This is a genomic window from Mesorhizobium sp. M8A.F.Ca.ET.021.01.1.1 (assembly GCF_003998025.1).
GTDB lineage: Bacteria > Pseudomonadota > Alphaproteobacteria > Rhizobiales > Rhizobiaceae > Mesorhizobium.
In genome coordinates this window covers 1-11,158 of sequence record NZ_RZSJ01000157.1, presented here as the reverse complement: position 1 = coordinate 11,158, position 11,158 = coordinate 1, and the positions used below count along the sequence as shown (strand labels likewise).

At 63.8% G+C, this 11,158-nt stretch carries 14 protein-coding genes and 1 pseudogene; 5 read left to right on the top strand and 10 right to left on the bottom strand.

Annotation, left to right across the window (positions count from 1 at the left end):
- From EOA36_RS14730 to EOA36_RS14720, 3 genes are all read left to right on the top strand, one after another.
- A partial coding sequence (locus EOA36_RS14730) for a DNA translocase FtsK (RefSeq protein WP_145969175.1) occupies positions 1-1,923 on the top strand: 1,923 nt, incomplete at its 5' end.
- 134 nt (positions 1,924-2,057) lie between these two features.
- A complete protein-coding gene (locus EOA36_RS14725; protein ID WP_127278263.1) occupies positions 2,058-2,738 on the top strand; it encodes an outer membrane lipoprotein carrier protein LolA in 681 nt (226 codons plus the stop codon).
- A gap of 73 nt (positions 2,739-2,811) precedes the next feature.
- Positions 2,812-3,618, top strand: a complete 807-nt coding sequence (locus EOA36_RS14720) for an exodeoxyribonuclease III (protein WP_127278262.1) — start codon at positions 2,812-2,814, stop codon at positions 3,616-3,618.
- A gap of 49 nt (positions 3,619-3,667) precedes the next feature.
- Here EOA36_RS14720 and EOA36_RS14715 read toward each other — a convergent pair whose 3' ends face one another.
- Both EOA36_RS14715 and EOA36_RS14710 read right to left on the bottom strand, forming a co-directional pair.
- Positions 3,668-4,123, bottom strand: coding sequence for a cyclic nucleotide-binding domain-containing protein (locus EOA36_RS14715; RefSeq protein WP_127278261.1), 456 nt, complete (start codon positions 4,121-4,123; stop codon positions 3,668-3,670).
- A 122-nt stretch (positions 4,124-4,245) separates the two neighbouring features.
- Positions 4,246-4,929 carry a response regulator transcription factor gene (locus EOA36_RS14710; RefSeq protein WP_027145512.1) on the bottom strand — a complete coding sequence of 228 codons (684 nt, stop codon included), beginning with the start codon at positions 4,927-4,929 and terminating at the stop codon, positions 4,246-4,248.
- Positions 4,930-5,073: 144 nt separating this feature from the next.
- On the opposite strand from EOA36_RS14710, the gene EOA36_RS14705 reads away from it, so the two are divergent.
- A complete protein-coding gene (locus EOA36_RS14705) occupies positions 5,074-5,610 on the top strand; it encodes a L,D-transpeptidase (protein ID WP_167531445.1) in 537 nt (178 codons plus the stop codon).
- A gap of 103 nt (positions 5,611-5,713) precedes the next feature.
- Here EOA36_RS14705 and EOA36_RS14700 read toward each other — a convergent pair whose 3' ends face one another.
- Complete coding sequence (locus tag EOA36_RS14700) at positions 5,714-5,956, bottom strand: hypothetical protein (protein WP_127278259.1); 243 nt, start codon at positions 5,954-5,956, stop codon at positions 5,714-5,716.
- Positions 5,957-6,121: 165 nt separating this feature from the next.
- On the opposite strand from EOA36_RS14700, the gene gcvA reads away from it, so the two are divergent.
- Positions 6,122-7,054: a transcriptional regulator GcvA gene (gene gcvA, locus EOA36_RS14695; protein WP_127278258.1), complete on the top strand. Its 933-nt coding sequence runs from the start codon at positions 6,122-6,124 to the stop codon at positions 7,052-7,054.
- A 25-nt stretch (positions 7,055-7,079) separates the two neighbouring features.
- Here the strand turns inward: gcvA and EOA36_RS14690 are convergent, their stop codons facing one another.
- The 7 genes and pseudogenes from EOA36_RS14690 to EOA36_RS14660 form a co-directional block, all read right to left on the bottom strand.
- Complete coding sequence (locus EOA36_RS14690; RefSeq protein WP_127278257.1) at positions 7,080-7,823, bottom strand: glycosyltransferase family 25 protein; 744 nt, start codon at positions 7,821-7,823, stop codon at positions 7,080-7,082.
- Between the two features lie 17 nt (positions 7,824-7,840).
- Entirely contained in the window at positions 7,841-8,257 is a 417-nt protein-coding gene (locus tag EOA36_RS14685) for a DUF1761 domain-containing protein (protein WP_127278256.1), read from the bottom strand.
- A gap of 23 nt (positions 8,258-8,280) precedes the next feature.
- Positions 8,281-8,964 (bottom strand): methyltransferase, encoded by a 684-nt coding sequence (locus EOA36_RS14680; RefSeq protein ID WP_127278255.1) that lies wholly within the window; start codon positions 8,962-8,964, stop codon positions 8,281-8,283.
- Positions 8,961-9,386, bottom strand: a complete 426-nt coding sequence (locus EOA36_RS14675; RefSeq protein ID WP_127278254.1) for an EVE domain-containing protein — start codon at positions 9,384-9,386, stop codon at positions 8,961-8,963. The genes EOA36_RS14680 and EOA36_RS14675 overlap by 4 nt, the downstream gene beginning before the upstream one ends.
- Before the next feature lie 17 nt (positions 9,387-9,403).
- Positions 9,404-9,700, bottom strand: a complete 297-nt coding sequence (locus tag EOA36_RS14670; RefSeq protein WP_127278253.1) for a YciI-like protein — start codon at positions 9,698-9,700, stop codon at positions 9,404-9,406.
- A gap of 19 nt (positions 9,701-9,719) precedes the next feature.
- On the bottom strand, positions 9,720-10,742 hold the full coding sequence (locus tag EOA36_RS14665) for an NAD(P)H-dependent glycerol-3-phosphate dehydrogenase (RefSeq protein WP_127278252.1): 1,023 nt from the start codon (positions 10,740-10,742) through the stop codon (positions 9,720-9,722).
- Positions 10,739-11,158: pseudogene (locus tag EOA36_RS14660) on the bottom strand (tRNA (adenosine(37)-N6)-threonylcarbamoyltransferase complex transferase subunit TsaD); the annotation flags it as partial. The pseudogene EOA36_RS14660 and the gene EOA36_RS14665, both read right to left, overlap by 4 nt.

Genomic DNA, 11,158 nt, shown 5'->3' with positions numbered 1-11,158 from the left:
GTGCGCCGCAGGCAGGAGCGCGATGAGTTCGAGCCGGAGATGGAGCCACGCGCCAGTGCTTGGCGACGTGCCGCCGAACGGGTCGAGTCGGCCGAGTTCGCCGAATCCCGCATGAGCCAGGACGGCCGCGCCCGTGTCGAACCGGAATTCTTCGCCGCCATGGTGAACGACCGCGGCGTCTCCGTCGATCCGGCCGACGACGATGTCTTCGGCCGCGACGATGAGGACATGGATTTCGACGACGAGCCCGTCGCCCAGCGGCGTGCCCCCACTGCCAAGGTCCAGCAATTCCGTTCCGATGCCGCCACCCGGGTCGAGGCGCCGGCGGCGCGACCCGTGCCTGGCGCCCGCGTCCAGCGCGAGGCGCAGACCTCGCTGATCGGTTCGGACACGTTCGAAATGCCGTCGCTGCATTTCCTGTCCGAACCCAAGAACGTCGCGCGCGACCCAAGTCTTTCCAAGGACGCGCTGGAACAGAACGCGCGCCTGCTCGAAGGCGTGCTGGAGGATTTCGGCGTCAAGGGCGAGATCATCGCCGTTCGCCCGGGTCCGGTCGTCACCCTTTATGAGCTCGAACCCGCACCGGGCATCAAGTCGTCGCGCGTCATCGGCCTTTCCGACGACATCGCCCGCTCGATGAGTGCGATTGCGTGCCGCGTCGCCGTGGTACCCGGCCGCAACGCCATCGGCATCGAACTACCAAACGCGAAGCGCGAGACGGTTTATCTCAGGGAGATCATGGCCAGCCGCGATTTCGAGACGACCAAGGCCAAGCTGGCGCTGGCGCTGGGCAAGACCATCAACGGCGAGGCCGTCATCGTCGACATCGCCAAGATGCCGCACGTGCTGGTCGCCGGCACCACCGGTTCGGGCAAGTCGGTCGCCATCAACACGATGATCCTGTCGCTGCTCTACCGGCTCACGCCGCAGGAATGCCGGCTGATCATGATCGATCCGAAGATGCTCGAACTCTCCGTCTATGACGGCATTCCGCATCTTTTGACGCCGGTCGTGACCGATCCGAAGAAGGCCGTGGTGGCGCTGAAATGGACCGTGCGCGAGATGGAGGACCGCTACCGCAAGATGTCCAAGGTCGGCGTGCGCAACATCGACGGTTTCAACGCCCGCGTCCAACAGGCCGAGAAGAAGGGCGAAAAGATCTCGCGCACGGTACAGACCGGCTTCGACCGCCAGACCGGCGAGGCGATCTACGAGACCGAGAATCTCGATCTCGAGCCGATGCCCTATATCGTTGTCATCATCGACGAAATGGCCGACCTGATGATGGTCGCCGGCAAGGACATCGAAGGCGCCGTCCAGCGCCTGGCGCAGATGGCGCGCGCCGCCGGCATCCATGTCATCATGGCGACGCAACGTCCCTCGGTCGATGTCATCACCGGCACCATCAAGGCCAATTTCCCGACCCGCATCTCCTTCCAGGTGACGTCGAAGATCGACAGCCGCACCATTTTGGGCGAGCAGGGCGCCGAGCAGCTGCTCGGCATGGGCGACATGCTCTACATGGCCGGTGGCGGCCGCATCCAGCGCGTGCACGGGCCGTTCGTCTCCGATGACGAGGTCGAGAAGATCGTCGGGCACCTGAAGCTGCAGGGCGTGCCGGAATATCTCGACGCCATCACCGAGGATGACGGCGAGGACGACGACGAGCCGTCCGGAAAGGGCGGTTCCGGTGGCGGAAGCGGTGGCAATTTCGAGGATTCCGACGATCCCTACGATCAAGCGGTCTCGGTGGTGCTGCGAGACGGCAAGGCCTCGACCAGCTACATCCAGCGGCGTCTGGGCATCGGCTATAACAGGGCCGCCTCGATCATCGAGAAGATGGAAAAGGAAGGCATTGTCGGCCCGGCCAACCATGCCGGAAAACGCGAAATCCTGGTGCCGACCGAAGACGACAAATTCTAGCTGGTGGGAGTTCGCGGCAACTTTGAACCTGCTGGCGCGTTCAAGCGATTGAGCAGCGATCGCCTCGCCAAACTTCAGCCCAACTGGGGGTTCACGACAGCGACCAAATCAGGAATCAAACGAGAGTGACCGATATGAAAAACGATCTTTCAGCGCTCAGCGATCTTGCCCCGACACGCCGCCAGTTGCTTGGCCTCGGTCTTGTGTTCGCCGGTGCCGCCGCCCTCAACGTGGTGCCCGGATTCGAGCTGCTGGCCTCGGCGCAGGCGGCCGCGCCTCCGGCGGCGCAAAAGATCGCCGACCATTTCTCAGCGGTCAAATCGATGAGCGGCGAATTCGTCCAGTTCGGCCCCAAAGGCGAGCAGACCGGCGGCAAATTCTTCCTGGAACGGCCGGGCAAGATCCGCTTCAATTATGACGGAGCTTCGAATTTCCGGGTGATTTCCGACGGCAGATCAGTTGCCATCCTCAACAAGAAACTGAACACGTCGGACCTTTATCCGCTATCAAAGACGCCGCTGAAGCTGCTGCTCGACGACCGCATCGACCTCTCCGGCGACCGCGTCAAGAGCGTCAAGGAAGAGGACGACCTCACCACCATCCAACTCTCCGACAGGTCGGTTTTCGGCAATGCGCGAATCACCATGATGTTCGACCCGAAAACCTACGACCTGCGGCAGTGGACGATTACCGACGCGCAGGGCAAGGACACGACGGTGATGATCTTCAACACCAAGGAAGGCGTCAGTTTCGCGCCGGACACCTTCGCCATCGACTATACGGCCAATCGCGAGCTGAACACGAAAACCAGGTAGGTTTCGTCGCCTCGCTTGTCTTTCCGGCGTGCGGCTGGCAGTAGTTCGGCGATCTCTCGCCGGACTCCTCCGCATGCCCTTTTCGATCGCGACCTGGAACATCAACTCCGTGCGCCTGCGCATGCCGATCATCGAACGCCTGCTCGATGAGTATGCGCCCGATGTGCTTTGCCTGCAGGAAACCAAGGTCCCGGACGAGCTCTTTCCCGAAAAAGCCTTTCGCAAGGTCGGCTATCCCTACATCGCCTTCCATGGCCAGAAGGGCTATCACGGCGTGGCGACGGTGGCGCGGCGGCCGATCGAGGTCGTCGAAAGGCGCCGCTTCTGCGATATCGAGGACAGCCGGCATCTGTCGGTGACGGTGCGGGCCGGCGGCAAGACAATCCTGCTGCACAATTTCTACGTTCCCGCGGGCGGCGACGAACCGGATCCCGAGATCAACAGGAAGTTCAGGCACAAGCTCGATTTCGTCGCCGAGATGAATGCCATCCGGGCCGAGCATGACGAGGTGTCGGCCTCGGTGCTGGTCGGAGACCTCAATATCGCGCCGCTGGAGCATGATGTCTGGTCGCACAAGCAATTGCTCAACGTGGTCAGCCACACGCCGGTCGAGACCGAAAACTTCGAGGCGATGCGGCTGGCCGGCGGCTGGGTCGACCTGATGCGGCTCAACGTGCCATCGGAACAGAAGCTCTACACCTGGTGGAGCTATCGTGCGCAGGATTGGGAGGCGTCCAATCGCGGCCGACGGCTCGACCATGTCTGGTCGTCGCCAAACCTGGTGCCTGATTTTGCCGGCTATGAGATCCTCCGGCAGGCACGTGGCTGGGACCGGCCTTCGGACCATGTGCCGGTCATCGCCAGGTTTGATCTGGATTAGTGCCACGTAGGTTTCGCGACGAATGTAGTGTGGTTCCGCTGGTTGTGCCTCAACCCGAAAAGCGCGGGGCCAGTTCCTCGATGCGGCGGATCATGTCGTGGAATTCCTCGGAGATGCGCTGGTGCAGTTTCACCGCCAATTCCGGATACTCCTCGAGGATGCGCCGGAACATCTTGCGGCTCAGCCTTATCACTTCCGAGTCGATTTCGGCCGAGGCGCTGGTCAGCCGGTTGGTGTCGGCGATCAGCGCCAGTTCGCTGAGCATCGTGCCGGGGCCGACTTTTCCAATCGGGATGCGCTCGCCATCTTGCTCGCGATAGAGCACGATGAGCCCGCTGACCACGACATAGGCCGAGTCGGCCACGTCGTCCTCGCGATAAAGCTTGTGGTCCGCCTGCACCAAAGTGGTCTCGGCACCGAAGGCGAGCAGGCGCAGCTGTTCCTGCGTGAAGCCCTCGAAAAGCCTCACGGCGGACAGGATGCGGATGTCGTCATCCAGCGCCATCTAGCTGTGTCCCCGAACGGTCAGTCCAATCCCTCCTCTGCGGTACGCTTCCTGAATCCCCCTCCAACAGGATCGTACCCGAAAACGGCCCCGTCCAGACCGCTCATTGGATAGTGAAATGTTTAAGGAACCAGCTTGTAGCCGCCGCTTTCTGTCACAAGAATTTCGGCATTGGAAGGATCACGCTCGATCTTCTGGCGCAGACGGTAGACATGGGTTTCCAGCGTGTGCGTGGTGACGCCGGAATTGTATCCCCACACTTCCTCCAGCAGCACGTCACGCGTTACCACCTTCTGGTCGGCGCGATAGAGATATTTGATGATCGAGGCCTCCTTTTCCGTCAGCCGCACCTTGCCGCCGCGCGGGTCAATGAGCAGTTTCTGGCTGGGCTTGAAGGTGTAGGGGCCGACCGAGAAGGTCGCGTCCTCGCTCTGCTCGTGCTGGCGCAACTGCGCCCGGATACGGGCAAGCAGCACGGCGAAGCGGAACGGCTTGGTCACATAGTCGTTGGCGCCGGCCTCGAGGCCCAGAATCGTGTCCGAATCGGTGTCGTGGCCGGTCAGCATGATGATGGGCGCCTTGTAGCCGCCCTTGCGCAGGATCTTCACCGCTTCCCTGCCATCCATGTCGGGCAAGCCGACATCCATGATGAGCAGATCGATGAGCCCGCCGCGCGCAGCGGTGACGCCTTTTGCCGCAGTGGATTCCTGCAGCACGTCGAATTCCTCGTAGAGGGACAGTTGCTCGACCAATGTGCCGCGCAGGTCGTCATCGTCGTCGACGATCAGGATGGTACGTGAGGTCATGGATCAATCCGTTGTTTTGAAAAGTGAATTCAGTTGACCGCTGCGTATTTATGCGGAAGCTGGCCGGCACAATAGCCGATCACAGTGATTTGTTCCGTGGCACGATCATACAAGAAAAAACGCGATCGCAATGCAGCCGGCGCAATTTTGGCAAAAGGGCTGCCCGTACTGACCGTGCGGGCGAGGCCCGGCCACCCAAGCCAAGGCCTGCTGCAGGCCGGCAAAACGGTGTTTGCGTGCGCGCTCGGGCGCGGCGGCATCTCGTCCGGCAAGCGGGAAGGCGACGGCGCCACGCCGCTCGCTTCGATGCGCATCCTGGCGGGCTATTTTCGGGGGGATCAGTTTGCCGCCGGCCGCAAGACGCGGCTGGCTATGGCGCCGATCGGGCCGGATCTCGGCTGGTGCGAGGTACCAGACGACCGCAACTATAACAGGCCGGTCAGGATTCCCTATGGCGCCAGCCACGAACGCATGCGGCGCGACGACCGGCTCTATGACGCCTGCCTGGTGCTCGACTGGAATATCGCGCCGCGCCGCCGCGGGCGCGGCAGCGCCATCTTCTTCCACCTGGCGCGCCCCGGCTTTACGCCGACGGAAGGTTGCGTGGCGGTGACCGCGCGCACGATGGCGCGGCTTTTGCCGCTGCTGTCGGACCGGACGGTGGTGAGGGTGGTGAGGTAAGGAATAGGGAATAGGGAATAGGGAATAGGGAAAGTCTTCAGTAGGAGCAGGCACGCCCAGGCCCCATCATCTGCCCTACTCCCTACTCCCTACTCCCTACTTCCTACCTCTTCCTATTCCGCTGCCAGCCGATGTCGAGAAGGCCCAGCCGGCCGGTCTCACGGTCCATGGCCTTCGCGATGTCCTTGCGGGCGGCGCCGATATCGCGCAACTGGCGGTCGGACAGGTCCTCGACGTCCTGGTGGGCAAGATTGATCGCGACCCTGGCCTGCCGCAGCCAATCACGGGCAGCCGACAGCCAGCTTGGCCGGGCGATGTATGCAGGGTGAAGAACGATGTGAGACATGATGGGATTCCTATACTCCGGACATCAAATCCGGTTTGATGGTGTTTTGATGCCGCGATCATGCCGGATTGAAAAACAAACGAGAAACGAGTAGTTCTTTTCTCATCATCAAGTTTTATTTGAGGATTGAGGCTTCATGGATCGCTTCGATCGGGCCGTGCGCTGATGGCGGCCCTGTTGCCGGGAACGCGGGCGCTGAGAACGCTGGAGGCGGCGGCCCGGCACCTCAATTTCACCCGCGCCGCCGACGAGCTCGGCCTGACGCCCGCCGCCGTCAGCCACCAGATCAAGGAAATCGAGGATCAGCTCGGCATCGTGCTGTTCACCCGCACCAGCCGCACCATCCGACTGACGGAAGCGGGCACGGTGCTGTACGAGGCGGCGACCGACACGCTCGACCTGCTTGGCCGGGCGGTGATGCGCGCGCGCAAGATGGCGCGCGGCACCGAATTCCTGAAAGTGACGCTGGATGCCCAGTTCGCGGCGAAATGGCTGATGCGGCGCGTCGAAAATTTCCGCAAACTGCGGCCGGGCATCGAGCTCAGGTTCGACATCGCCTATGGCTTGCGCGATTTCGATCTCGACGACGTCGATGTCGGCATCCGCTTCGGCGCCGGCAAATATCCGGGGCTCTGCGCGCATCGACTGTTCGACAACATCATCATTCCCGTGTGCAGTCCGGGCCTTCTGGCATCTGGGCCGCCCCTGCGCGAGCCGCGCGACCTGTTCAACCACACGCTTGCCCATATCGAATGGGCTCGCCAGGGCGTGACATGGCCGAACTGGCGCATGTGGATGGCGGCGGCCGGCATCAACGATTTCGACGACAGCCGCACTGTCGTCTTCGGCACGTCCACGGATGCTGTCCAGGCAGCGCTCGACGGCAATGCCGTCGCGCTCGCCGATTTCGCCATGGTGGCAAACGACCTGTCCGAGGGCCGGCTGGTGCGGCCCTTCGAGCTCAGCATCAGGGTTGCGCCGGAATTCGCCTATTTCCTTGTCTATCCGCAGGCGACAGCCGAGGATCCCCGTATCGTCGCCTTCCGCGAATGGATTCTGGAGGAGGTGGCGAGGACGCGCAGCGCGGACAAGCTGTAGGCGGCTTCGCGAGGTTCGGCCTTCCTTAGGACCGGGCGTTGTGGCCGAAGATCATGCGCCGGTACTTTTTCACGTTCCATTTCAGCTTCTTGTAGAGAAGCGGCTGTCTCTTGCCGGCGACGGACGTTTGGAAAGCGCCGTTCTCGCTGCCCTGCTCGACGATCGGCCGCTCGAACCACAGCATTTCAACACCGAGCTTCTCGTCCATCTGTTCGATCTGGTGGTCGATGGCCGTGTATATCTTGTTTTGCGCAATCCAGTTGCAACGGGCTTCGGCGACCGGCCGGGTGATCAGGTAGGAATCGGCGCAGCGGGCATGGAGCGCCGGGTAAAGCTTCTGGCCTTTGCGCAATTTCCAGCTCGGCGTGTAGTAGTTGCTTCCATTGCCGAGATAGATGACGGCCTTGCGGTTGGGATCGCCGAGTTCGGCGAGCCCCTGCCGGAACTTGGCGACAAAGTCGCGGGCGAGGAAGACGTCATCCTCGAACACCAGGCAATAGGGCTGGTCGGTTTCGAGGAAATCACGCCAGATGCCGACATGCTTCAGCGCCAGCGAGACAGCCGCCGGGTGTGTAAAGTCTGGAGCGACCAGTTCGGCCCGGATATCGGGCGTGATGTCAGGCTGGTCCCAGTCGGTGTAGAAGGTGACCGGCACGCCGCGCCGCTCGAACTCGCGCACGATATGCCGGCGCCGGTCGTCATAGCCGTTCTTGACATGACAGATCCGGCTGAACACCAGGTCGCGCGGAAAGCCGGTTTCGTCCGCCATCAAAACTAGCGCTCCATTCAGGCCGCGACGGCGCCGAACCAGCCGATCACCACACCGATGATCAGCAGCACGCCGAGCCAATGGCCACCATCGATGAGGGTCAGGTCCCAGCCGAAATTCTCGTAGCGATGGTTGACCGACAGCGTCGTGGCGACGAAACCCAGCCAAAGCACGAAGCCGAAGATCAGCCCCGCCAGCCAGGTCGGCTCACCACCCGTCATCGCGCCGACGACCAGGGCCATGACCAGCGCCATAATCAGTTCCGCGATGAAGGAGATGACGAAGGGCAGCGGCGATTTCTTCATCGTCGCCGGATCGAGCTTGGCGGCCTTCAGCCAGGGCTTGCTCAACGCCATGTACCAGGCGGCGCCGAACAGCCATGCGACGACGGCGGCGGCGACCACCGCCATCCAGTTCACTGCTGAAAAATCCATGAGCTTCCCCCTCCAGATGCGGTTTATGGAAACGCCTGTTCGGCGATGGCGTCAAGCAGTCGCCACACGGTCGTACGTTTGACCTCGGCATCCTCGAGCGCCCGTGTCACCGGCACCTGATAGACGCCAAGCGGCGCCAGCCCCGATCGCGGCAGGTAGGACCGGCCGGGATCGCCGACCAGTATGTCGGCGCCACGCCGTTTGAGCGCCGAAAACCACGGCATCAGCCGGTCGGCGAAGGGTTTGTCATAGAAGACGTCGCCAGCCAGGACCACGTCCCAGCCCGCATCGGTACCGATACAGTCCGCGCCGAGGAATTCGATCGGAACACCATTGGCCTCGCTGTTGAGACGAACCGCGGTGGCGCAGAACGGGTCGATGTCGGCGGCGGTCACGGCCGCCGCACCGGCCTTCGCGGCGGCGATGGCGACGAGGCCGGAACCCGAGGCGAAGTCGAGCACGCGCTTGCCTCGCACCATGGCGGGATGGTCGATGACATATCGGGCGAGGCCCTGGCCGCCGGCCCAGGCAAAAGCCCAGAAGGGCGGCGGCAGGCCGATCTCGACCAGTTCGTCCTCGGTCCGCTGCCAAAGATCGTGCGCTTCGTCGGCGAGGTGGAGAAGAATCTCCGGTACATGCGGCGGCGCCATCAGCGCCGTGTTGTCGAGAATGAACTGCCTGGCGCTGTCGGAGGTGAGCGCCGTCACGGCGCAGGCGTCAGGCCGCCCATGCGGCAGACTTCCTTCCATTCGGCCGGCGTCACCGGCTGCACGGAAAGCCGTCCGAGCCGCACCAGCGCCATCTCGGCCAGTTTTGGATTGGCCTTGACGTCTTCCAGCGTCGGCGGGTTCGGCACGTCCCTGACGGCGCGGATGTCGACACACTCCCAGCGCGGATCATCCGATGTGGTGTCGGGATGGGCCAGCGCGCAGACCTCGGCGATGCCGACCACGTTCAGCCCCTCGTTGGAATGGTAGAAGAAGCCGAGATCGCCGATCTGCATGGCCTTCATGTTGTTGCGGGCGGCGTAGTTGCGCACGCCGTCCCATTGGGTGCCGGCCTTGCCCTTGGCCTTCAACGCCTCGAAGGAGAAAACCGAGGGTTCGGATTTGAACAGCCAGTAGTTCATTTTCGTTCTCCTGCCGGTTAGCCGGCCGCCGGCTTGTTGAAGACCCAGTTCCACGGGCGGATTTCGACGCTCTCGAACAGCCCCGCCTTGGCATAGGGGTCGGCGGCCGACAGCGCCTGCGCTCCGGCCATATCGGGCGCTTCGATCACGGCGAGCGTGCCGTTCGGCTTGCCATCAGCATCGAGGAACGGGCCGGCGAAGGCCAGCTTCTTCTCGCCATTCAGCGCCTCGAGAAAGGCGACATGCGCGGGCCGCGTATCAACGCGCACCTGCAGGCTTCCGGGCTTGTCCTTGCAAATCAGTGCAAACAGCATGTCTTTCTCCTGATGGTCGTCAATCGTTGGTCTCGGTCTTCAGCGGCCGGGTCATCAAGGCCGTCACGGCCTGCCGGACGGTGATGGTGCCGTCCAGTATGGCGGCCACGGCGGCGATGATCGGCGCATCGATGTTGCGCTCGGCGGCGATGCGGGCGGCGATGGCCGCCGTCGGCACGCCCTCGGCCAGCGGCAGCCCGGAAAGCGCCTTGCCTTGCCCGAGCGCCAGCCCATAAGCGAAATTGCGCGATTGGGTGGACGAGCAGGTGAGCAGCAGGTCGCCGAGGCCGGAAAGCCCCATCAGGGTCTCGGGCCTGGCGCCGAAGGCGGCACCGATGCGGCGCAGCTCGACGAAGCCGCGCGTGACCATGGCGGCCTGGGCGCTGGCGCCGAGCCCGGCCCCGGTGACGGCGCCGGCGGCGATGGCGAAGACGTTCTTCAAGGCGCCGCCGATCTCGACGCCGATCAGGTCGTCGCTCGAATAGCAGCGCAGGTTTTCAGCCGAGAAACGGGCGGCAAGGTCGGCGGCGAGCGCCTCGTCGCCGGCGGCCACCACGACCGCCGTCGGCAGGCCGCGGGCGACATCGCTGGCGAAGCTCGGCCCGGACAAGGCGGCGACCGGGTTTCGCGGCAGGATTTCCAGGGCGATTGCCGACAGCAAGGCGCCGGTGTCGCGCTCGATGCCCTTGGCGCAGAGCACGAGCGGAATGCCGGCCGGCATATGATCCTTCGCGGCCGCCAGAGTCGCGCGCAACGCCTGCGCCGGCGTCACCGCCAGCACGCAATCGGCGCCAGTGAGCGCCGCCTCGATGTCACTCGTTGCCTCGATGCCTGGCGCGATGGCGATGCCGGGCAGGTAGCGTGGGTTCTCGCCTCGACCGATCGAGGCCACGGTTTCAGGGTCACGCGCGAACAGCCGCACGGCATGGCCGGCGCGCAGCATGGCCAGCGCCAGCGCCGTGCCCCAGGCGCCGCCGCCGAGCACGGCGACACGCCAGCCACTTTTGCCCCGGCCCGCGCTCTTCGTGGCCCGATCTGTCATGCCTTGGCTCCGCGCCGACCGGAGCCGACCATTGGCGTCGAGACGCTGTCCAGGGGCCAGCGCGAGCGCGGCACGAAATCGAAGCCGTTCTCCTGCGCCATGCCTGCGCGCAGCCGCTCGATGCCGGCCCAGGCAATCATCGCGGCATTGTCGGTGCACAATTTCAGCGGCGGCGCGACGAAGGTGAAGCCGGCCTCGGCGCAGAGCCGTTCCAGCGTCGCCTTGATGGCGCGGTTGGCGGCGACGCCGCCGGCGACGACCAGCGACGGGCTTTTCGTGCCAGGGAATGTCTCGCGAAAGCGTGCCAGGGCGCGAGAAACGCGGTCGGCCAATGCATCGGCGACCGCCGCCTGGAACGACGCGCAGATGTCGGCGACATCCTGGTCGCTCAGGGGCTCGATCGCGGGTGCCGCCTG

What these genes read in the sequence shown, in the direction of transcription:
- EOA36_RS14725 (WP_127278263.1), top strand. Translation starts at nt 2,058, where the DNA reads ATGAAAAACGATCTTTCAGCGCTCAGCGATCTTGCCCCGACACGCCGC.
- EOA36_RS14720 (WP_127278262.1), top strand. Translation starts at nt 2,812, where the DNA reads ATGCCCTTTTCGATCGCGACCTGGAACATCAACTCCGTGCGCCTGCGC.
- EOA36_RS14715 (WP_127278261.1), bottom strand. Translation starts at nt 4,123, where the DNA reads ATGGCGCTGGATGACGACATCCGCATCCTGTCCGCCGTGAGGCTTTTC.
- EOA36_RS14710 (WP_027145512.1), bottom strand. Translation starts at nt 4,929, where the DNA reads ATGACCTCACGTACCATCCTGATCGTCGACGACGATGACGACCTGCGC.
- EOA36_RS14700 (WP_127278259.1), bottom strand. Translation starts at nt 5,956, where the DNA reads ATGTCTCACATCGTTCTTCACCCTGCATACATCGCCCGGCCAAGCTGG.
- gcvA (WP_127278258.1), top strand. Translation starts at nt 6,122, where the DNA reads ATGGCGGCCCTGTTGCCGGGAACGCGGGCGCTGAGAACGCTGGAGGCG.
- EOA36_RS14690 (WP_127278257.1), bottom strand. Translation starts at nt 7,823, where the DNA reads ATGGCGGACGAAACCGGCTTTCCGCGCGACCTGGTGTTCAGCCGGATC.
- EOA36_RS14685 (WP_127278256.1), bottom strand. Translation starts at nt 8,257, where the DNA reads ATGGATTTTTCAGCAGTGAACTGGATGGCGGTGGTCGCCGCCGCCGTC.
- EOA36_RS14675 (WP_127278254.1), bottom strand. Translation starts at nt 9,386, where the DNA reads ATGAACTACTGGCTGTTCAAATCCGAACCCTCGGTTTTCTCCTTCGAG.
- EOA36_RS14670 (WP_127278253.1), bottom strand. Translation starts at nt 9,700, where the DNA reads ATGCTGTTTGCACTGATTTGCAAGGACAAGCCCGGAAGCCTGCAGGTG.
- EOA36_RS14665 (WP_127278252.1), bottom strand. Translation starts at nt 10,742, where the DNA reads ATGACAGATCGGGCCACGAAGAGCGCGGGCCGGGGCAAAAGTGGCTGG.